At 50.4% G+C, this 21576-nt stretch carries 15 protein-coding genes; 3 read left to right on the forward strand and 12 right to left on the reverse strand.

Annotated features, from left to right (window positions below; all coding sequences use genetic code 11):
- Positions 1 to 25 precede the first annotated feature (25 nt).
- From ACO0LL_RS02615 to ACO0LL_RS02640, 6 genes are all read right to left on the reverse strand, one after another.
- Positions 26 to 1399: an MFS transporter gene (locus ACO0LL_RS02615; RefSeq protein WP_422949344.1), complete on the reverse strand. Its 1374-nt coding sequence runs from the start codon at positions 1397 to 1399 to the stop codon at positions 26 to 28.
- Between the two features lie 365 nt (positions 1400 to 1764).
- On the reverse strand, positions 1765 to 2976 hold the full coding sequence (locus ACO0LL_RS02620; RefSeq protein WP_422949345.1) for a cation:proton antiporter: 1212 nt from the start codon (positions 2974 to 2976) through the stop codon (positions 1765 to 1767).
- An 83-nt stretch (positions 2977 to 3059) separates the two neighbouring features.
- Positions 3060 to 4568: a tryptophan halogenase family protein gene (locus ACO0LL_RS02625; protein ID WP_422949346.1), complete on the reverse strand. Its 1509-nt coding sequence runs from the start codon at positions 4566 to 4568 to the stop codon at positions 3060 to 3062.
- An 83-nt stretch (positions 4569 to 4651) separates the two neighbouring features.
- Entirely contained in the window at positions 4652 to 7450 is a 2799-nt protein-coding gene (locus ACO0LL_RS02630; RefSeq protein ID WP_422949347.1) for a TonB-dependent receptor, read from the reverse strand.
- 539 nt (positions 7451 to 7989) lie between these two features.
- Complete coding sequence (locus tag ACO0LL_RS02635; protein ID WP_422949348.1) at positions 7990 to 8856, reverse strand: PhzF family phenazine biosynthesis protein; 867 nt, start codon at positions 8854 to 8856, stop codon at positions 7990 to 7992.
- A 77-nt stretch (positions 8857 to 8933) separates the two neighbouring features.
- Positions 8934 to 9326, reverse strand: coding sequence for a hypothetical protein (locus tag ACO0LL_RS02640; protein ID WP_422949349.1), 393 nt, complete (start codon positions 9324 to 9326; stop codon positions 8934 to 8936).
- A 362-nt stretch (positions 9327 to 9688) separates the two neighbouring features.
- Here ACO0LL_RS02640 and ACO0LL_RS02645 point away from each other — a divergent pair, with 362 nt between their 5' ends.
- The 3 genes from ACO0LL_RS02645 to ACO0LL_RS02655 all read left to right on the forward strand — a co-directional run bounded on the left by ACO0LL_RS02645 (position 9689) and on the right by ACO0LL_RS02655 (position 13735).
- The gene (locus ACO0LL_RS02645) at positions 9689 to 11788 is read left to right on the forward strand and encodes a TonB-dependent receptor plug domain-containing protein (protein WP_422949350.1); all 2100 of its coding nucleotides are present in this window, start codon (positions 9689 to 9691) and stop codon (positions 11786 to 11788) included.
- Positions 11789 to 11986: 198 nt separating this feature from the next.
- Positions 11987 to 12784 carry a helix-turn-helix domain-containing protein gene (locus ACO0LL_RS02650; protein ID WP_422949351.1) on the forward strand — a complete coding sequence of 266 codons (798 nt, stop codon included), beginning with the start codon at positions 11987 to 11989 and terminating at the stop codon, positions 12782 to 12784.
- 75 nt (positions 12785 to 12859) lie between these two features.
- The gene (locus ACO0LL_RS02655; RefSeq protein WP_422949352.1) at positions 12860 to 13735 is read left to right on the forward strand and encodes a metal-dependent hydrolase; all 876 of its coding nucleotides are present in this window, start codon (positions 12860 to 12862) and stop codon (positions 13733 to 13735) included.
- 81 nt (positions 13736 to 13816) lie between these two features.
- Here the strand turns inward: ACO0LL_RS02655 and ACO0LL_RS02660 are convergent, their stop codons facing one another.
- The 6 genes from ACO0LL_RS02660 to ACO0LL_RS02685 form a co-directional block, all read right to left on the reverse strand.
- Positions 13817 to 15142 (reverse strand): TolC family outer membrane protein, encoded by a 1326-nt coding sequence (locus ACO0LL_RS02660; RefSeq protein WP_422949353.1) that lies wholly within the window; start codon positions 15140 to 15142, stop codon positions 13817 to 13819.
- Between the two features lie 23 nt (positions 15143 to 15165).
- Complete coding sequence (locus ACO0LL_RS02665) at positions 15166 to 15489, reverse strand: rhodanese-like domain-containing protein (RefSeq protein WP_422949354.1); 324 nt, start codon at positions 15487 to 15489, stop codon at positions 15166 to 15168.
- A 27-nt stretch (positions 15490 to 15516) separates the two neighbouring features.
- Entirely contained in the window at positions 15517 to 16167 is a 651-nt protein-coding gene (locus ACO0LL_RS02670) for a protein-L-isoaspartate O-methyltransferase family protein (RefSeq protein WP_422949355.1), read from the reverse strand.
- 40 nt (positions 16168 to 16207) lie between these two features.
- Positions 16208 to 19408 carry an efflux RND transporter permease subunit gene (locus ACO0LL_RS02675; protein WP_422949356.1) on the reverse strand — a complete coding sequence of 1067 codons (3201 nt, stop codon included), beginning with the start codon at positions 19406 to 19408 and terminating at the stop codon, positions 16208 to 16210.
- A gap of 2 nt (positions 19409 to 19410) precedes the next feature.
- Positions 19411 to 20601 carry an efflux RND transporter periplasmic adaptor subunit gene (locus ACO0LL_RS02680; protein ID WP_422949357.1) on the reverse strand — a complete coding sequence of 397 codons (1191 nt, stop codon included), beginning with the start codon at positions 20599 to 20601 and terminating at the stop codon, positions 19411 to 19413.
- 148 nt (positions 20602 to 20749) lie between these two features.
- Positions 20750 to 21382 carry a TetR/AcrR family transcriptional regulator gene (locus ACO0LL_RS02685; RefSeq protein WP_422949358.1) on the reverse strand — a complete coding sequence of 211 codons (633 nt, stop codon included), beginning with the start codon at positions 21380 to 21382 and terminating at the stop codon, positions 20750 to 20752.
- Positions 21383 to 21576 lie beyond the last annotated feature (194 nt).

Genomic DNA, 21576 nt, shown 5'->3' on the forward strand with positions numbered 1-21576 from the left:
TGAGACTCCGGCTGATGCTGATTGCTTAAACGGTAGCGGCATTAGCTGCCGTCTTGTCCACACCTGATGCAACCAAGGCTCCCTCAGCAGCTTCATCCTTGACCAGCAAAGTCAGCAAGCCCGCCAATATCATGCAAGCCCCACCCAGCATCAGCACCTTGACGGACTGGTTATCAAAGAAATGCTTCAAGATCGCACCGAGCACGACACCGGCAATAATCTGCGGTATCACCACAAAGAAATTAAACAGGCCCATGTAATAACCCATGCGGTTCGCAGGCAAAGCACCTGCCAGAATTGCATATGGCATGGTCAGTATACTGGCCCATGCGATGCCCACACCCACCATAGGCAAGAGCAGCATTTGTTTGGATGAGATCAGGAAGATACTCATGAGGCTGACACCGCCTATCACGAGACACAACATGTGAACAAATTTGCGGCTGGTCATCTTCGCCAGCACAGGCAACAAGAAAGCCGCGATTGCAGAGACACCACCATACACCGCGAACATGATGCCCACCCAGTTACCGCCTTCCTGGAAAGCGGCTGACTGCGCATCGCTGCTATGGAAAACAGTTTGCGCTATCGAAGGCGTGGTGTACACCCACATCGCAAACAAGGCGACCCAGGTAAAGAACTGCACCAGCGCCAGTTGCACCATGGTCTTGGGCATTTTGGTGAAGCCGCCAAGAATTTCTGATATGGCCTTGCCTATGCCCTGGTTATTCTTGCGTTCCTGCTTGAATTTTTCCAGGTCTGCCGGAGGAATTTCCTTGCTGGTGAAAACTGTCCACATAACAGACAAGGCAAATATCGCACCACCGAAATAAAAGGAATAACGTACAGTGTCAGGGATCGCGCCATTCACAGGCACATTGCTGACGCCGAGGTAATCGGTAAATATCGTCGGCAGCAAAGAGGCGATCACACCACCGCAGCCGATGAAAAAGGTTTGCATCGCAAAGCCAGCGGTTTGTTGCGAGACATCAAGCTTGTCACCAACAAAGGCGCGGAAAGGTTCCATGGAAATATTGATGGCGCTGTCCATCATCCACAACACCGCTATCGCCATCCACAAGACGCTGGAATTAGGCATGAGGAACATGGCAATCGAAGCCAGTATCGCACCGATGAAAAAGAAAGGACGACGGCGTCCCCAGAATGGATGCCAGGTATTGTCACTCAGGTAGCCAATGATGGGTTGCACCAGCAAGCCGGTGATGGGTGCAGCCAGCCAGAACAGCGCCAGCTCATCGGGATTCGCACCCAGGGTAGAAAAAATGCGGCTGGTATTGGTATTTTGTAGCGCAAAGCCAAACTGTATGCCAAAGAAACCGAAACTCATATTCCACAACTGCCAGAACGACAGACGTGGTTTGTATGCAGATACTTGCATGGTGTTTTGTCCCCAAATTTATTATGAACTACTATTGCGGTATTACTTAGAGGCTAAAAACGACTTCCCAACAAAGTCACCATACCAAGAATGCCAGCATTCTGAAATACTACCACAGCAAAATGTAATCAAACTACATAAATTTTTAAGGCTCACTACAAACAGAAGCCATGCATAGTAAAAATGAGAATCTTGCGCAAAACCTTGACTTGAAAACAGCAAACTGTAGCAATACTACCCATGACTGCCTGCACTTTTCAAGCGTATCCTGACACATCCGGACGTACCAGCCACTGCAAGAAAATGCCCGCTACTTCCAAAAAAGCAGCGGGCATTTCACCTGCAAAAACGGAGATTCAAAAATCTTACTTGTTCCTGAAAATCAGCTCCTTCATCTTCTGCAATTTCGGGTAGACCACAGGTACGGTCATCATGGTGCTGGCAATCGCCATCAATAACAAGGCAGTAAAGGTTTCACTGGTGATGATGCTCTTATCAAGCAGGATGTTGACAAAGATAATCATGATCAAAGCCTTGGTCTGCAAGAGCCAGCCTATGATGGAAGCCTCACCTTTTTCCCATTTGAGTATCTTGCCTGCTACCTGTATGCCTATCAGCTTGCCAGTGACAGAGGCGAACAGCAAAACAGCCGCAGCGACGAAGACGGCGACGCCGCCCACCGCCCAGTTGGTACGCAAACCCGTGCTCAGGAAAAACACTGGCATGATGGCCAGCAAGACATGGTGGCGCATGAGGTCCATTTTTTCCTGGTTGAACCAGTGGGCATCCATGACAGCGCCAGCGAGGAAAGCGCCTACCATATAGTGCAGGCCTGCCCAGTCAGCTGCAAAAGCACAGGCGGCCAGCCAGATCAGGCCCACATACCAGCGGTCACGCTCTTCCAGCCAGACCATGAGTTTGCGAAACAACAAGGTAGCAACCGCAAACACCACTAAAAAGCCAACTTGTCGCCCTACCCTGGTCCAGTCGAGCAAGATCACCGCCAGCACGCCCCAGATCGCAATATCGTCAAGACTGGCATAACGCAGTATGCGCTGGCCTATGGGCTGGCGCAGGATATCGAGTTTTTCCATCAGCAAAATCAGGATGGGCAAGGCAGTTACTGCGCAAGACATGCCCACGCCGAGCACGAATTGCCAGCTCATGGCTTTGGGCCCCATCCAGCCGTCCATGCTGAGCAGGCCCATACCAGCTACACAACCAAACAATAAAGGCATGCCCAATGCCAGGCCCGCCGTGATGGTGCTTTCACGCCTGTATTCCCAGGCCTTCTTCAAGTCCAGTTCTATTCCGGCAATCATGACAAAAATCATGACGGCCCACCAGGCTATGCCATTCAATGACTGTATCACCTGGGGATTGAATACGAATTTATAGTAGTCGGGATAAATCGCACCAAGGACACCAGGCCCCAGCAAAATGCCAGTGATAATTTGCACTACTACCAGTGGTGCGTAATAGTCGGTTTTGGCTACCCTCCAGATCAGATAAGGTACGGTAAAAATAACAAACATCGCGATGAGAAAAATCTCGGTAGTGCTCATACCAGTATGCATAATTTATATTTTTTTTGAGTTTATTTTTTATGCGCCACTGCTGGTGGAACCTCACAGTGGCACCTCCCCCACTCAGTCTTGACTCAGCTTCTGGCCTTGCAATGCTGGGCAATATAGGCAGCATGTCCTGGCATGATGGCCACGCATTTCTGCACTACCTCACGCACACTATCGAGATATTCCATGGTGTCCGCTTCGGTCTGCAAATTTACCAGAGGATTGAGGTTTTTAGGAATTAAATTTTGCCCTTCAAAAACCTGCAGCCAACCAACCTCGGCAAACAATTCATTATCGACACGCAGCAAGCGTCCACTGGCGCGGAACAGGTCGATCTTGTGCTGCAAACTGTCTGGCACAGGCATGGCTGCGCAGGCTTTCCAGAAGTCAGAATCATCGCGCTGATTAAGTTTGTAATGCAGGATCACAAAATCACGGATACGCTCATATTCAAAGCGTGACTGACGATTGTATTCAGCGATATCAACAGCATTGAAACTCTGGTCAGGGAAGAAGTCAATCAGCCGCGCAATGGCCGATTGTATGAGGTGGATACTGGTTGATTCCAGTGGCTCCAGAAAGCCGCTGGACAAGCCTATCGCTACCACATTCTTGTTCCAGGTTTTATTGCGCATACCAGTCTTGAATTTGATGACGCGTGGATCAGCCAGTGGCTTGCCATCAAGATTGGACAACAACACGGAAGCCGCTTCGTCATCACTGACATACTGGCTGCAATACACATGGCCATTGCCTATGCGGTGTTGCAAGGGGATGCGCCATTGCCAGCCAGCGCGGTGCGCAGTGGCGCGGGTATAGGGCAAGAGTTCTGGCGCAGATTCACAAGGCACGGCTTGCGCCCGGTCGCAAGGCAGCCAGTGTGACCAGTCTTCATAACCGGTATGCAAGGTCTGCTCTATCAGCAAGCCACGGAAGCCGGAACAATCGATGAATAAATCACCGTCTATGCGTTCACCATTTTCCAGAACGATGGCATCGACAAAACCATCATCTGCGCGCTGACTGACTGAGACTATCTTGCCTTCGGTACGCACGACACCGCGCGATTCGGCAATCTTGCGCAGGTAACGCGCATACAGATTGGCATCAAAATGATAGGCGTGCGCAATCTGGTTCAGTGGTGAATTCGGCACATCGTAACGGGCGGGCATGAATTTGTTTGCCTTGCACATCATGCGGGTAATCGAATAAGCAGCCAGTTCATCGGCCTTGCCCAGCTTGCGCATTTTTTGCCAGTACTGATCAAAACGCACACTGCCAAAATCCTGGCCGATAGTACCAAAGCCATGCATATAGCGCTCACCCTGCTTGCCCCAGTTAACAAATTCTATCGCCAGCTTAAAGGTACCTTGCGTCTCGCGCAGAAATTCATTTTCATCAATACCGACCACCTGGTTGAATCTTTGTATCATCGGGATGGTGGCTTCGCCGACACCGACAATACCAATTTCATCCGACTCTACTACCCGTATCCGGTATTGCCCCTGCAAGACAGTCGCCAGCGCCGTTGCTGCCATCCAGCCTGCCGTACCACCACCTACAATCACGACGTTTTTTATAATTGTATTTTGCATTTCGTCTCCACCATAAAACCAGCCCCCGTGAGCTGACGCTGACAGGGGCTGCTTGCAGTTCAGCTTAGAACCTGTTTACGATCTTAGAACTTATAGTTCAGGCCGAATAAATAAGTCCTGCCATACACAGTTTTATCTGTGATCTTGTTTGGATCAGTGTCATATTGCTGGAACGGTGCGTTGTTCCAGTTATTCGCTTGCGCCAACAATGATAAACCTTTCAGGTAACCAGTCTGGAATTCATACGAGACCTGGAAATCAACGATAGTTTCACCCTTAATGAAAGTCAATTGCTGATTGTCCTGGAAGTCGCTGATCTGGCCCAGGAAATCAGAACGTTTGCGACCTGCAACAGCGATCTGGAAACCATTTTTTTCATAGTACAAACGCAGATTGCTGACACGCTTGGACAAACCTGGCAAAGGAATATTTTGCGCACTGATATTTGAAGTGCCGAAACCAAACGCTGGCAGTGTGATCTGGCTTGAGGTATCAGAGTGATTCACCATGACACCAAAACCATCCAGCACTGGAGTGATCATGGAGAATGGAATATTCAGGGCAACTTCAAAGCCATGAATATTACCGCCTTCACCATTTTGTGGCGTCGTCAGCAAACCAACCGTAGAACCTTGATATGGACCACTCAGAGGCAAAGGCGTGCTTGCACTTACAAAAGGCTTAAAGTCGAAAGTACGTGGTGCACGATAGATATAAGTATCAAGCTGCTTATAGAAACCAGCAACGCTAAAATAACCCTTCTTGCCGAAATATTTTTCATACGACAAATCAAAAGCCTTGGCACTGAAAGGCTTGAGCTCAGCATTACCACCGCTGCCAGTGATGATAGGGAAAGCGCCGCCAGTTTTGACGCCAAATTCCTGGCTGGCACGCAAATCATCCATGTTTGCGCGAGATAAAACTTTTGCCAGACCTACACGCAAGAACTGTTCTTTACCCAGATCAAAAGAGACATTCAGACTAGGCAAAAAATCAGAATAAGACTTGCCACCAAAGGCAGTCTTGAATGGGCAAGTATCTACAGTGATACCCGTGCACTTGGCCAGATCAACCTGGTTACCAGTCGAGCGCTGGTTAGTGTGGATGAATTGACCACCAAAGTTACCACGGTAATTCAAACCCATTACCTGACCATCGAGATCACCCATTGCGTAGGCGGTCGTTACTTTTTCATTGACGGTCCAGTCTTTGGCGAGCACGGATGCATCAACCCAGCGCGCCAGTTCATAAATCGGGCCCAAAGAACCATCAGGGTCAAAAGAGGCTACTGGCAAACCAACTGTGCCCGCAGTTGCCACTGCACTGCCTGGTACCGCTGCAGAAGCATAGCCACCACCGCCTTTAACGACCAGACGTCCTTCCTGGCCAGTACGGGCTTTATCGCGCTCAGTATAGTTAAGGCCAAACTGCGCCGCTACCACAGGACCAAAATTCAGGTCACGCTTGGCGCTCAGGCGTATGCTATTGACCTTGTCATTAATATCTGGCAGAGCAACATAGCCGGCTTGCGGTGTATTTGGACCACCACCCCAGCCATCGACGTCAGTCAGTCTGGAGACATTGCGGTCAGAATAATTCAGGCTGGTGGAATACTTCACGTCTGCAAAATTACCGCCATTAAAACCGGTATAAGAAATCGAACCCAGTGGCGTTACATCACCAGGCTGACCAGCCGTGGTTTCATAACGTTTGCTATGTTTGACGGCTTTCGAATAAGATAAATCGGCTACTGCCGTCCACTCATCGAGTTTCATTTCACTGTTCCAGCCTATCGACGTCAGTTTGTCGTCAGCGCTTTCTTTGTGATTGCGAACTACACCTTTATAGTTACTGAAAGTACCTGCAGTCGCAACACCGTTGACGATGGTTGCATTGCTGAGTACGCCGTCTGGATCATAGCCACCGGCTGAACCGGCAATTGCACCTTCCAGACCGGTTTTCTTCAGGCTGCTAGAACCGGCAGAATAAAATACGTCTACAGAAGATTTGAAGTTTTTATTTGGCTTGTATTGCAAAGTCAGAGAAGCGCCGTCGCGGTTACTCTTGCTGACTTCAGTGTCAGATTTAAAACCACCCGGTGCCACGACTTTGGCGCCGTTATAATCTACTGTTGGCGCAAAGCCACCCCATGAATCAAACTTTTGCTGGCCGCCGCCGTCTTCCTTGAACTTGGTCAAGCCCAAAGACACGCCCAGAGTACGGTTGGCAAACTGATCCACATAAGAGAATGATGCGCGGTCGCCTGTGCCCTCTTCGGAGCCTGATTGTACGCCGGTGCGTTGTTTGCGATAGCTGGCTGCCAGTACACGCTTGCCAAAATCTAGTGGCTTGAGTGTATTCAAATCTATCGTCGCTGCCAGCCCCTGACCAACCAGCGCTGCGTCTGGCGTTTTGTAGATCAATACGGAACCCATGAGTTCAGCCGGGAACAAATCAAACTCCGGGCTGCGGGCATTGCCTGTCGAAGCCTGTTCACGGCCATTCAACAGGGAACCATTGAAACTTGGGGACAAGCCGCGCACGCTGACATCTGCCGCCTTGCCTGATGAACGGCTGCGCTGTGCGGTCACACCAGGCAAACGGGCGATCGATTCTGCTACGCTGGCATCAGGCAGTTTGCCGATGTCTTCAGCAGAAATTGCTTCGACAATGGAATTGGAATTTCTCTTGATCGAGATGGCTTCTTCTATACCCTTGCGGATGCCTGTCACGACCACGGTAGTACCAGTTGCTTCTTGTGCAGTAGCGATGTCGGTCATGCCAAAGATCAATACCGCACATCCAGCCGCGACTGGACTCAATTTAAAAGAAAAACGGTGCAGAGCTTCGCCCTGCCGACGCTTTTGCGTAGCTTGTTTCATGTAATGTCCCCTCACACTTTTATTTGACTTGCACTCTTTGAGTCACCAGACAGAAACCCAACATCCCAGCCTGGCAATCAGAACCCAAGGTTCCGAGATGAATTTTGTACTAAAACTAGATTCAATGTCAAACGAAGACTACAAAAAACTACAAACAAAATACGTGCACCATATAAGACCTCTATAGCAAGGCTAGCTCTATGCACTGAAATGTGTTGCGTATGCCCCACAAGCGGGCAAGAGAGTAATGTAGTTAGACTACTTTATGTAATTGGGCTACTTATTAAATTTTTAAAATTTGGCATGTAAATTCAGCTACGAGGGCCAGCAAGATCCATGATTCACGCAAAAACTAGCAAGCCAAAAGCAAGGCCAGAGTGACTCCAAAGCGATGTTCAGATCAGAAGGACGAACATAGGGGAAACTGAATTTATCATGCCAAATCGCGCAGTGATCGTTTAAAAAGGGGCGAGCCATGAACGCCGCCGCAATTCGGGGAAATTTTTTACCGCTGTATCGGCCATGCAGGACTCACGACTTTATACGTAGAGCTCACCCTTGGCGACCAGACAAACTTGCCCATGTACCAGCACGGTTTCATCTTCGGCACTCACATTCACATGCAATTCACTCGGTCTGTGCACATAGGCGCCCTGGGCAAAAATTTGCGTATCACCAGCCTGGGCGCGCTGATGCCTGACCATATAGGCACCGGCAGGGCCGACCGCACTGCCAGTCGCGATATCTTCAACCTTGCCTTCATTGTCCCAGGTACGCCCTTCGCGGCGCTGTACATCCAGCACATAAACAAATTTTGCACCCGCGCTGGCTAGCAGCGCTTCAAACTTTTCATGGCAGATACGCGCTTTGTCGAGGTGTTGTTGTATAGGCACGATCAGATAGGGCAGGCCTGTCGATACCACTTGCAGTGGCAAATCCGCTACCTGATCATGTGCATGCAGGTTCAGGGCCTTCAAGAAATTTTCAGCGACACTTGTGCTCAAGGGTTCGCCAAAACTGGCTTTGCCCTGATTCATTTCAGCAAAAAAATGGCTATTCTCTTGTTTGCTGCTGGCAAATACACTTCGTTCATTCAGGACAAATTCAAATTCCGCAGTCTTGCTGTCCGGCTGGTAAAGCTGATGCAGGCATGCTGCCGCACCGATGATGGGATGACCGGCAAAGCCCAGTTCTTCTTCCATGGTGAAAATATGGGTGCGCCATCTGTGCTGCCCTTCCAGCTTCTGCAGGAAGATACTCTCGAACTGGCGCATTTCGCGCGTCATTGCCTGCATCATGTAAGCAGACAAGGTTTGCTCCAGCACGAAGACACTGAGGCCATTGCCTGCCAATGTTTGCCTGGCAAAGACATCCACCATGGTAAATGGGAAAACTTGTTTTTTCATTTTTTACTCCCTGGTCAGCCCTGGTTCAGAACCATCTCACCAGTATAGGCAAAAAAACTTTGACGCCAGGCAAATTCTCAGCCAGTTTTCTTTTGTTGACGTTGCCAGTATCTGGCGTATAAATGCAGGCCTGTCATCGGCAACAAAAACCAGAACACGCCATTGGCAATCACGCTGGCTTTGGTGAAACCAAATTGGTAGTGATAAGCAGTATCGTCTATATATACCGCTACATACGGGAAACCAGCGAACCAGCCATCACCCGCTATATTGGGATAAGGCAGCAGCATCCAGAAAGTGCCTAGCCACGAGGCCAGACCCAACAACAGTCCAGCCAACAAACAAAGGTAAAAATGTTTTTGCCAGTTTTTTGGACGCACGCCTGAGAACAACAGATACAGGTTGCTGCACAGACTATAAGAACCTGCCAGTACCAGCAAACTGGCAGCCAAAAAGATAGTGATTAACATGATCTGTCAAACCAGAAAAGAGAAAGCAAATACTGACAAAAAGTCAGCGCATTAAAGGAATATCATACCACCCGGATTTTTGTAATTTCTTGCAGCCGTTGTAAAACGGCGTTGTTTTTGAAGATTTAGCTTGCCTGGCTTGATAGCCTGCCGATGGCACTCAGGACAGTCTATCTGCAAGTCATGTATAAAATACAATCCTGCCTCTAGATCAGCGAGAATGCGGCATTCCCGCCACACTGCCTGTCTTCAGACTTGTTAAGCATTGCTACTTTCAGCAGGCTGCTGCAGAAACCGGTGACAGTCTTCGCTGGCAGATTTATGATGAGTGCATTCAAGCAATGTCTGCTCCGGGAGGAATGATGCAGTTGCCACCACATACAGCCATGCTGAGCGCCCTGCTTTTGTCTTTTTCACTGGCAGCACATGCTGCCGCAGACAATAACGAAGAAGACGATGATCTCAAAGCCGTCTACGGCGACAAGCTGACCGTCAGTATTGCCACGGGCAGCCAAAAGTCACTGAGGCTGGCTCCCGCCGTTACCAGTGTCATCACCGCAGCCGATATTCGCGCCATGGGTGCGACCGACCTTGATCAGGTAATGGAAACCGTGGCAGGCATGCATGCAGAGAAAATCGGTGCCAATAATTTTTCTGCCTATGTAGTGCGGGGCATTATCAATGAACTCAATTCGCAAATCCTGGTATTGCAAAATGGCGTACCAATGACTGTTCTGCTGACTGGGAACAGGTCGCGCCTGTGGGGCAGTTACCCCTTGCAGCATATCTCCCGCATAGAAATCATACGCGGGCCTGGTTCAGCTTTATATGGTGCAGATGCCTACAGTGGCGTCATCAATATCATCACCAAAACCGCTGCAGAAATACAGGGCACGGAATTTGGTATTAATACCGGCTCATTTTCCACCCGCGATGTCTGGATACAGCATGGCGGCAAACTGGGCAGCGTCGATGTCGCCGCTTATTTTCGGATAGGCAAAAGCGCAGGCAGCGCGGAAATCATCACAGCCGATGCGCAAACCGGCCTGGACCGCGTATTTGGCACCCACGCCAGCCTGGCTCCTGGCCCCTTGAATAATGGTCATGATGCAGTGGATGCCCACCTTGACCTGAGTTATGAAAAATGGCGCTGGCGCAGCAACTTCATCCTGCGCGATAACATGGGTACGGGAACCGGGACTTCTTCAGCCCTGGACCCTAGCGGCAAATTAAAAAGCCAGCGTCTCACATCAGACTTGTCGTGGAGCGATAATCACATCGGCCACGACTGGGGTCTGGGCTTCAATATGAGTTATTCGCAGTACCTGCAACGCCTGCCTTCGCCCCTGGTTTTGTATCCGCCAGGAGTGACTTTCCCTACTGGTAATTTCCCTGACGGGATCATAGGCGCCCCCAATACCTCAGAGCGACAATTGCGTGTGTCTGCCTATGCCGTGTATTCAGGCTGGCGTGACCATCAGCTACGTGTCGGCGTCGGACATGATGATCTGAACATGTATGACACCTATGAATTCAAGAATTTTCTGATCACTCCGGCAGGCTTGCCGCAACCTGCGGGTGCGGTACAAACTTACACGGGTGCACTGGCATTTCTGGAGCCACACCGCCGCAAGATAGATTATGTGTATGCTCAGGATGAATGGCAATTCGCGCCTGACTGGAATCTGACTGCAGGTATCCGGCACGATAATTTTTCTGATGTAGGCAGCACGACCAACCCACGTTTAGCGCTGGTCTGGGAAGCGGCGTACAACCTGACTGCCAAGCTCCTGTATGGACAGGCTTTCCGTGCGCCCTCTTTTAATGAGCTTTACAGCATTAATAATCCTGCACAACGCGGCAACCCGTCCATACAACCCGAAAGCATCAAGACCCTGGAAGCCGCCCTGATCTGGCAAGCACGCAATGACTTGCAGGCAAAACTCAATATCTTCCAGTTCAGGATGAAAAACCTGATACGTACCGTGCCCAATGCGATCAAAGGCACAGGCAGCTCCTATGCCAATACCAATAGCCAGGAAGGGCATGGCATGGAAACCGAGTTGAACTGGCAAGCCAGCCGTCAGTTGCGGGTGAGCGGCAACTACAGCTATCAGGTCAATACTGACCAGGTCACCAATCAGGATGCAGGCTACGCGCCACACCACCATGTCTTTGCACGCGCTGACTGGCAATTTGCGCCAGACTGGTTATTGAGCCCGCAATTCAACTGGGTGGCAGGACGCAAGCGCACCGTTGGCGATCTGCGCCCACCGGTGGCAGATTACAAATTGATTGACATCAGCCTGCGTACCAATACCGGCGCCTGGGAAGTATCTGGCAGTATCCGCAACCTGATGAATGTCGATGCGCGCGAACCCAGTTTTGCGCCAGGCAGTATTACCAATGACATACCGCTGCCAAAACGCAATTTCTTCCTGCAAGTCATGTATAAAATGTGATTGCCATGCTCCACCCCCAGCATGCAGCATCAGCAGATGATGGGGTTCTCTGCTTTTCATCTGCATGAAATAGCAGCGGAGTGTGGGCTTTGGGTAAAATAACGCCTGACCAAGTACCAGACGACTATCCGGACCGCCTTGCATACTCCTATTAAATACCAGGTTTTTCCCTCACAACCCAGGCTGTCTCCATTAATCATGCATATCATGCTAGTGGAGCTGGATGCCTGCGAAGTATTTTTGCCTGCTACCTTGTGCCCCTCCATCATGCTGTTCGCCCGTGGCGGCGCAACCGTCATCGGGGCAGATCAAAGCGAATTCGTCGCTGAACGCTTTTTTTTGCGTGGCCCCTTCATGGAGCCTGCACATGTGCGCTACGCTCCTGGAACCATGAGCTTGTCGGTATGTTTCCGTCCTGGCATGCTGCAACAAGCCATGGGCATCAACGTTGCCAGTATTGCCGGTAGTGCCCTGCCTTTTCAGGATCTGGTTTGTCCCGAGCGCACTCAAAACTTCCTGCAAGGGCTGGACAAAGTAGAAGATGGCAAAGCCATCGTGGATTTATTTCAACAGTTTTTGCTTGATGTACTTGATCACAAACCCAGGAGCAGCATAGGCGCGGCATTTTTGGCGGCACACAAGAAGATATTCTTCCCGCTGCTGGAATTATCAGAATATTTTGGCATAGGGCAAAGACAACTGGAGCGCCGGGTACGCGAGAATTTTGGCGTCACCCTGCGTGATGTCAGGCGCATCGTCAGGTTTGGTTTTTCCCTGCCCCACATTATCAGGCCAGATGTCGCCTGGGGAGACCTGACCCAGATTGCCCAGGATACCGGTTACTACGATCAGGCCCACATGCACAGGGAATATGTAGAGCTGGCAGGCATCCCACCTGCGCAGCTCAGGCAAAAAATCAGCGCCCGCGATCCGGCCTACTGGATTTATCTGATGCCGGATGATGATTTCAATAAACTCTTTTTATTGATTGACTGACGGGTCGGTACAAATTTGACGCCTTGGTACAATTACAGATACGCCTGATTATTTAGACTGTTTTTCATTGCCAACATGAGAAACACGATAAATATGAGCCAGCAAGAAAACAGCCCAAAGAATCAACAAAAACCTCTGCAAGTACGTCAATTGAAAGTTGATTTATCCCAGGGTTTTTCACGTCACTGGCTGGGAGGTGACGCCTTCCGCACCCATTTATTCAATGCGCAGTCCTACAGTTTCCCGCTTGGTGAACAATATTTCATCGACAGCGTCAAGGCGGCTCTGCCCCTGCTCAAGGATGAGCAATTAAAAGAAGACATCAGGGCGTTTATCGGCCAGGAAGCCAGCCACCGTCATATCCACAAGCAATATAATCAGCAGCTGGATGCCCAGGGCCTGAGCTATCTCCTGGAAGGCTATGTGGCCTGGCGCATACGCACGGCAGCCATGCTCAGTGTCAGGAGTAACCTCGCCATCACCATGGCCTATGAGCATTTCACTGCCATTTTTGCCGATGGTGCTTTGAGTGAACCCTGCTGGATAGGTGATGCAGAAGAACCGCTGAAGAGCCTGTGGACCTGGCATTCGGTAGAAGAGACTGAACACAAATCCGTGGCCTTTGATACCTATCATGCAATAGGTGGTGGTTATTTCCGGCGCATCGCCTGGTTCCTGTATGTGAGCATGCTGTTCAGTGTTGATACTGCTGTGCAAACCATGTATTGCCTGTACAAGGATGGCCAGTTATTTAAGCCAAAGACCTGGTGGCAGGCCATCAAATATTGCCTGCGCCCGCGTGGCCTGTTATGGTTTTCGCTGCCACATGTGCTCGCTTATTTCAAACCTGGTTTTCAACCCTGGGAACGCAAGAACCTGCACCTGACCCAACAATGGCTGGAAGAGCAAAGCAATACATATCGCGAGATAGGCAAACCCGCACAAACCTGAAAAACATGCGCACAAATAAAAAGCTCGCTGAATATATATTCAGCGAGCTTTTTATTTCAAGGATTAATCCAGAAGAATAGCTTAGTGCTGCAACAAGGCATTCACTTCTGCCAGATCATCTTCTTTCAAAGTGCCGGCGGCTGATTTCAAACGCAGGCCATTCAGAATAGTGTCGTAACGTGCTTTCGCCAGGGTCTGACGTGTGGTGTACAACTGCTGCTGTGCATTCAATACGTCGATATTGATACGCACACCAACCTGATAACCAAGCTTGTTGGAATCCAGTGCTGACTGGCTGGAAATTTCTGCCGCTTCATAGGCCTTGACCTGCGCCAGGCCAGAAGTTACGCCAACAAAAGCCTGGCGAGCCCCCTGCGCTGCTGAGCGACGGGTAGTTTCAAAATCATTGCGCGCTTTTTCTTGCAGGGCAACCGCTTCTTTGACACGGCTATCAACAGAAAAACCTGCGAAGATAGGGATATTCCATTGCACACCGATCTGGGTAGTCTTGTTAACACCAGTCAGATTAGGATTAGTGGCGCCGGCATTGGATGTACGGCCAGTACTGGCGACCAGATCAACGGTAGGATAATGACCGGCACGGTTTCTTTCAACTTCACGCTTGGCAACTTCAATCGCCACTTGTGAAGCCACGACATTGAAATTTTGCTGTTCAGCAGAAGTCACCCATTGATCAATTACTGCCGGTTGTGGTTCATTGAGTTTAACGCCTGTTCTCAATTGTGCCAGCTCACCGGCTTCTTTGGCGATGATTTGTTGCAAGGCAGCGCGCTTGACTTGCAAATCACTTTGACCTGCATATTCTTGCGCAGTCACCAGATCGTAACGGGCTTGCGCTTCGTGCGTATCAGTAATGGTGGACGTGCCAACTTCAAAATTGCGTTTGGCAGAAGCCAGTTGTTCAGAGATGGCGCTTTTTTGTGCACGCAGGGTCTCGAGGGTATCTTGTGCGGCCAGTACATCAAAATAGGCCTGGGCTACGCGAATAATCAGATCCTGCTTGGACTGTTCGAACAAAGCCTGGTTGATGACCAAAGACAATTTGCTTTGTTCATAAGCTTGCCAATTGCCCCAGTTGAACAGGGGTTGCGACAATCCCAGTGTCCAGGTATTGGTCACGCCAGTAAATGAACGGCTGCCGCTGACTACGTCATTTTCTGCTTCAGTGCGTGCTTTGCCGTCACTGCCTTTCAGAGCGATACCGGGTAACAGACCTGCGCGGCCTTGCACAGGTTTTTCCTGTGCCGCAGTCAGGCTGGCACGGGCACTTGCGTACTGCGCATCATTTGCCAGAGCATCCTTGTAAATTTGCAGCAAATCAGTTGCATTTGCATTCAAGGTCAAGAAAGCTGAGGCCAGCAGTGTGGCAAGAATAGGATTACGCATGTAAGGCTCCGAAAAAAAGTAAATTAATAAGTGGGCATACCCGTATCGACTTGTTGTGCCCATGCATGCACACCACCAGTCAGATTAATTGTTTGGGTAAAACCCTGACGCTCTAAAAAATTTGCTACCTGCATACTGCGCCCGCCGTGATGGCAGATGCAGACAATCACATCATCCGGTTCCAGCTCTTGAAAACGGGCTGGCACTGTCTGCATGGGCATCAGTTGCACACCGGGGATATGACAAGTCTCATGCTCCCAAGGTTCCCGTACATCGAGTAAAACCGGGGCTTTTCTACTACTATCGCTTAACCATTGCGCCAGCTCTGTTGCAGTAATGTTTTGCATGACATGTCTCCTGTTTTCTTTTCAGGATTACAGGCTGAAATGCGAAACTGGTTTGGCACCTGCAGCAGGCTCTACCACCGTTTCAAACAAGTTTTTCTTGTTCACTGCAGTTGCAGAAGTGCGCGTGAATAATTGCGCTGTCAATGCTGGCAGTTGCCCTATGAAAGCCAGCAAACGGCCACCCACATTCAATTGCTGTTGCAGATGTTCTGGCAGTTCTTCCAGACCGCCGGCGATGACGATAGCATCGTAACCACCTGTATTTTTATCGCTGAAAGCATCAGCCAGAACCACATCAACATTGCTGACATGATTGCGGTGCAAATTGCTGGTCGCCAGTGCATGCAAGACTTTGGATGATTCCAGCACAGTCACGTGACGGGCAGAGTAAGCCAGCAATGCGGCCAGATAACCTGTGCCTGCACCAACCAGCAAGACGTTTTCCTGCTTCTTCAACACCAGTTCCTGCAAAATGCGCGCCTCCAGCTTGGGCGTCATGGCCTTGCTGCCGTCCGGCAAAGGCAACTCGGTATCAAAAAACGCCAGGCTTTTCTGTTCTGCCGGGAAATACTCTTCGCGTTTAACCACAATCAGCATATCCAGTACTTCCTGGCTCAACACATCCCAAGGGCGGATTTGTTGTTCTATCATGTTGAAGCGTGCTTTTTCGATATTCATTTCTATACTCGATTGCAAAATTGATGGAAACGGCATTTTATCAAAGCACTTGGGCAGTTTGACGATTACCGCGCCATTTTTGCGTAATCCACAGCCCCAAATCATCCAGATAGGTATAAATCACCGGTACAACCACCAAAGTCAGCAATGACGAAGTGATAATTCCGCCTATCACAGCCTGCCCCATGGGTGCGCGCTGTTCAGAACCTTCAGACAAGGCAAATGCCAGTGGCACCATGCCAAACACCATCGCCAGCGTCGTCATCAGGATGGGGCGCAGGCGTACATGGGCCGCTTCCAGCAAGGCTTCCATACGGTTCATGCCATCTTTTCTTGCCTGATTAGCAAAATCTACCAGCAAAATCGCATTTTTGGTAACTAATCCCATCAACATGATGAAACCGATGATGGAAAACATGTTCAAGGTGGAGCGGAAGAACATCAAAGCCAGGAAAACACCAATCAAAGTCATGGGCAAGGCGGACATAATGGCGATGGGCTGCAAGAAGCTGGCGAATTGCGACGCCAGGATCATGTAGATGAAAATCACCGCCAAAGCCAGCGCCGACAAGGCATAGCCGAAGGATTCAGTCATGTTCTTGGTGGCACCACCCATCTTGTAGCGGTAACCAGGCTGCCATTGCATGCCATCCAGCACTTTTTTGACTTCAGCACTGACTTCACCGGCAGAACGGCCTACCACATTGGCAGACAGCTCCACTTCGCGGTTCAGGTCACGGCGGTTGATCTGGTTTGCACCTGTTGATGGCTTGATGTCTGCGATCTGGCGTAGTGGCACCATTTTTGGTGAGCCGTCTGCATTGGTCTGGGTGCTGCTCAGCATCAGGCGCGACAGATCTTCAGGATTATTCCTGTCATTCGGTGACAGGCGCACAGTGACATCATAGTTTTCGTCATCCGGCGCACGCCAGGTCGTGGCAATTTCACCTGCCAGCAAAGGCCGCAAAGCGCCGCCTATCTGGGCCACACCTACTCCGAGATCTGCCCCGATATCGCGGCGTGGCTGCACCGAGATGGTCGGCTTTTGTGCCTTGAGGCTGGAATCCAGATCCACCAGGCCCGGAATTGCACGTAATTTTGCCTGCACCTGTTCAGATAATTTTCCCAGTTCATTCAGATCGCTGCCCTGCAAGCTGAAACGCAGATTCTTGTTATCGCCACCCACGCCATCCAACGCACCGATATGCGTGACGGTGATACCGGCAATCTGGCTCAGGCGATTACGCAAAGGCACCGACATCTGGCTGGTAGTCCTGGCCCTGTCCTTACGCGGCACCAGGCGGACAAAAGTACTGACATAATTTTTGCCCTGTGCGGAGCCGGTATTGACCGTACTATAGGTATCAAGCACTTCCGGGAATTCCTTGATCACGGCCTCAACCTGATGCACCTTGGTTTCGGTCAACTCCAGTGATGAGCCTACCGGCGTGTAAAAAGTCACGCCCGTTTCAGAATAATCAGCCTGTGGTACAAATTCTGAACCGATCAGACCGGTACCAGGTATTGCCAGGCCAAGGAAAAAAGTCAGTGCTGCAATCAGCAAGGTCTTGATACGATGCTTGAGTGACCAGCGCAACATCACCTGATAGCCGCGCGAAAACCACTGCACGCCACGTTCAAACTGTTCCAGTACACGGCCTATGCTATTCGCATACCAGCCCTTGCGAATGGATTTGCCGTTTTCGTCTACCGTAGGATGCCCATGGGCATCCGGGTCTGGCCAGATTGATGACAACATCGGGTCCAGCGTGAAAGACACAAACATGGAAATCAATACAGCTGCGGTAACGGTAATACCAAACTGGTGGAAGAAGCGACCGATAATGCCGCCCATGAAACCGACTGGCAAGAATACGGCAACGATGGAGAACGTCGTCGCCAAAACTGCCAAACCTATCTCTGCCGTACCTTCCAGCGCTGCCGTATGGTGATCCTTGAACTTGCCGTTAACCTTCATGCCTGCATGACGCACGATGTTCTCACGCACCACAATCGCATCATCAATCAGCAAACCTACGCACAGCGACAAGGCCATCAGGGTAATCATATTGATGGTGAAGCCAAACATGTCCATGAACAGGAATGTACCTATCAATGCCACTGGCAAGGTCAGTCCGGTGATGACGGTAGAGCGCCATGAATTGAGGAACAGAAAAACGATCAGTATGGTCAGTGCTGCCCCTTCTATCAGAGTGCGGCGCACGTTTTCTACACCCACGCGTATCTGGCGCGAACCGTCCTTGATGACTTGTACTTTGACACCAGGATACTGCGCCTGCAATTGTGGTTCCAGCGCCTTTAAAGCTTCGGTCAGACCATCCGCCACTTCTATGGTGTTTTGTCCCTGTGCCTTCAAAATATCCAGTGCGACCGTGCGCTGGCCGTTATACAGGGCCAAACTCTCTTGCTCTTCCTGACCATCCACCACACTGGCGACTTGCGACAGCATGACTGGCTGGCCACCACGGCGGGCCACGATGATGCGGGCAAAGTCTTGCGGGTTCTTGATGCGCCCTTGTATCTGCACGACTTTTTCATTATCGAGTGCACGGATGGCACCAGTAGGCAATTCCTGGTTTTCATTGCGCAGGGCATTGATGACCTGATCTACACCCAGGCCCAGCGATTCCATTTCACCCGGCTTCAGGTAAATCTTGATCTCACGCTTGACACCACCGACCAGGGTTACCGAGCCTACGCCGCGCACATTTTCCAGGCGCTTCTTCACCAACTGGTCACCGATGGTGGTCAGTTCACGGAAATCACGTTTCTTGATCTTGTCGTCATTCGTCACCGACACCGAGAAAATGGGTTTATCAGAAGGATCGTAACGCGTCACCCTGGGCTCTTTGACTTCCTTGCGAAAGCCAGCCTTGATGAGTGCGACTTTTTCACGCACATCCTGTGCTGCCTGTGCGGGATCAACGGTCAGATCAAATTCCAGGATAACGACAGACGTACCTTCGTAAGAACGTGAAGTCAGCGCGCTGATACCATTTATGGTATTGACGGTTTCTTCAACCTTGCGGGTAATGTCCGACTCTATGGTCTCAGGTGCGGCTCCCGGATAATCGGTCTGGATTACCACTACCGGGAAAGTAATATCGGGAAACTGATCTACCCGCAAACGCTTGTAAGAGAACAAACCCAGCACCACAAAGGCCACCATCATCATGGTCGCCAGCACCGGATTGCCTATGCTGATACGTGTGAACCACATGATTACACCTTGCCTGTCGTGGTTGTCGTCGTTGTCGTGGTTGTCGTGGTTGTCGTGGTAATCAGCTTCACAGCCACACCTGCACGCAAGCGCCCCAGATTGGCTTTGACTATCTTTGTTTGCGGTGCCAGGCCAGACAGCACCTCCACCACAGGCTTGCCCTGGCTTTCACCACGCAAGCCCAGCTTGACCGGCTTTTGTTGCAGGATATTATTTTCTATCGCATACACGAAAGCCTGCTCGCCTTCATACTGTATTGCCGTGTCAGGCACGGTCAGCACTTCAGCTTTTTTATCGACGACCAGTTGCGCTTCGCCAAAAATGCCTGCGCGCAAAATGGTATCGGGATTGGCGACCTGCACATAGGCCATGATAGAGCGTGAGCCCGCTGTCGTAGCGGGGTTGATGCGCACGACCTTGCCATCGACAGCCGTTTGCACACCTTCTATTTTCAGTTGCACGGCCTGACCGATTTTGATGCTGGCAATATCCTGGGTTGGTACCGGTGCTTCCATTTCCAGCATGCGCAAATCGACGACATCCAGCAGTCGGTTATCTGGCGAAATCTTTTCACCGGGTTGCACCATGCGGTTGCTGATCATGCCTGAGATGGGAGCGCGTATGACGGTATCTGCCAGCGCTTTTTGCGCCACATTCAATGCGCCTTTGGCACTGTCTACATTGGCGACGGCAATCGCATACTGGCTGTTGGTATTGTCGTAGGCATTTTTGGAAATGAAACTTTTCTCCAGCAAGGCCTTGTTATTGTCGCGTGCGAGGCGGGCAATTTCAAGCTGCCCTTGCGCAGCAGCCAAAGCACCTTTGGCCTGCTCTTGCCGCGCCAGGTAATCACTGCTGTCCATCTTGATCAGGACCTGGCCTGCCTGCACGGCTTCGCCTTCGCGCACCAGCACTTCGGTAATATCACCAGCCACTTTGGCCTTGACGGCAGCCTGGTTGATGGCGCGCAGAGCGCCGGACAAAGCCAACAGTTTTCTGACTTCGGCATTAGCCACTTCGACGATGTCGGCGGGCAAGAATTCCAGCACTGCCGGAGATGATTGCGTACCCACGGCAGCAGCACTGGCCGATGCGGGCACGACCTTGCCCTGAGATTTTTTCTTCACCAGTATCACGCCGGCAGCCACTAACAGCACAACGGCAATGATCCAGAAAGTCTTGCGTTTTAACATGCTTGTTTTCCAAAAAGTAATGGTTTCATGGCCTGGGCTAAGATGGTAAATAAACTATCCAGGTCGTAAAAAACCCTGACTTTAAAGCCTGACACAAGGTGAGGGTCAAGCAACGCATGCAACTAAACACGTAAACCACAAGTTAAAACTATTTTTTCAACAACAAGCTATGTAAAGACAACTCTATATAGTGTTCAAGATAGGTATCAAGCTTATCTGGCTCTATATTGCACACCCCTTGAGAATGCTTCCAGATCATCATCATGATCATGGGGGCGATCAGTATCCTGGCATCAATTTCCACATCAACACTGCGTATCTCACCACGCGCCATGCCGCGCTTGAGCATGGTCATGACCAGGTTTTCACCGCGGTTGATGACCTCTTCCTGATAAAACCTGGCCAGCTCAGGGAAATTCCCGGCTTCTGCCATCATCAGTTTGGGCAGACCAGACAACTTGGTATTACCTATGCTGCCCCACCAGGTCTTCATGATCAGGCGAAACAACTCTTCACTATTACCTTCAAACTGTTCAATGACGCTTTCTGCTTCACCAATCAGGGGAACAATACTTTCCCTGACCACGGCCTTGAACAGCTCTTCCTTACTGGAAAAATACAGGTACAAAGTGCCCTTGGAGACGCCGGCAGCGCGCGCCACATCGTCCAGACGTGTTGCAGCGAAACCGCGCTCTACGAATAAATCGAGGGCAGCAGCGAGTAATTCTTGCGGGCGGGCATCCTTGCGGCGCTCCCACTTGGGCTTAAAAGGGCATAGCATAATATTAACAACTCAAATTAACTTACTTTTGAGTCAGTAATATAGTCCGCCCCCCGTTCAGCGTCAAGATAAACACTTGTCAGGTCCAAATAAAGTCTTGAACGAAACAATAAATTCTTAAATATCAAGCAATGGTCAAACAATAAAGCCTTAAATAAAGCGTTGAACAGCGCCTTGAACAAAGTCTTAAACAA

The sequence above is a fragment of the Undibacterium sp. TC4M20W genome, from assembly GCF_049340245.1.
In the GTDB taxonomy this organism is placed as follows: Bacteria; Pseudomonadota; Gammaproteobacteria; order Burkholderiales; family Burkholderiaceae_D; genus Undibacterium.

Bases quoted from the DNA above. Each gene is read 5' to 3' on its own strand.
- ACO0LL_RS02665 (WP_422949354.1), bottom strand. From the start codon at position 15,489: ATGCAAAACATTACTGCAACAGAGCTGGCGCAATGGTTAAGCGATAGT.
- ACO0LL_RS02635 (WP_422949348.1), bottom strand. From the start codon at position 8,856: ATGAAAAAACAAGTTTTCCCATTTACCATGGTGGATGTCTTTGCCAGG.
- ACO0LL_RS02650 (WP_422949351.1), top strand. From the start codon at position 11,987: ATGCATATCATGCTAGTGGAGCTGGATGCCTGCGAAGTATTTTTGCCT.
- ACO0LL_RS02685 (WP_422949358.1), bottom strand. From the start codon at position 21,382: ATGCTATGCCCTTTTAAGCCCAAGTGGGAGCGCCGCAAGGATGCCCGC.
- ACO0LL_RS02640 (WP_422949349.1), bottom strand. From the start codon at position 9,326: ATGTTAATCACTATCTTTTTGGCTGCCAGTTTGCTGGTACTGGCAGGT.
- ACO0LL_RS02660 (WP_422949353.1), bottom strand. From the start codon at position 15,142: ATGCGTAATCCTATTCTTGCCACACTGCTGGCCTCAGCTTTCTTGACC.
- ACO0LL_RS02670 (WP_422949355.1), bottom strand. From the start codon at position 16,167: ATGAATATCGAAAAAGCACGCTTCAACATGATAGAACAACAAATCCGC.
- ACO0LL_RS02655 (WP_422949352.1), top strand. From the start codon at position 12,860: ATGAGAAACACGATAAATATGAGCCAGCAAGAAAACAGCCCAAAGAAT.
- ACO0LL_RS02625 (WP_422949346.1), bottom strand. From the start codon at position 4,568: ATGCAAAATACAATTATAAAAAACGTCGTGATTGTAGGTGGTGGTACG.
- ACO0LL_RS02680 (WP_422949357.1), bottom strand. From the start codon at position 20,601: ATGTTAAAACGCAAGACTTTCTGGATCATTGCCGTTGTGCTGTTAGTG.
- ACO0LL_RS02645 (WP_422949350.1), top strand. From the start codon at position 9,689: ATGCAGTTGCCACCACATACAGCCATGCTGAGCGCCCTGCTTTTGTCT.
- ACO0LL_RS02615 (WP_422949344.1), bottom strand. From the start codon at position 1,399: ATGCAAGTATCTGCATACAAACCACGTCTGTCGTTCTGGCAGTTGTGG.
- ACO0LL_RS02630 (WP_422949347.1), bottom strand. From the start codon at position 7,450: ATGAAACAAGCTACGCAAAAGCGTCGGCAGGGCGAAGCTCTGCACCGT.
- ACO0LL_RS02675 (WP_422949356.1), bottom strand. From the start codon at position 19,408: ATGTGGTTCACACGTATCAGCATAGGCAATCCGGTGCTGGCGACCATG.
- ACO0LL_RS02620 (WP_422949345.1), bottom strand. From the start codon at position 2,976: ATGCATACTGGTATGAGCACTACCGAGATTTTTCTCATCGCGATGTTT.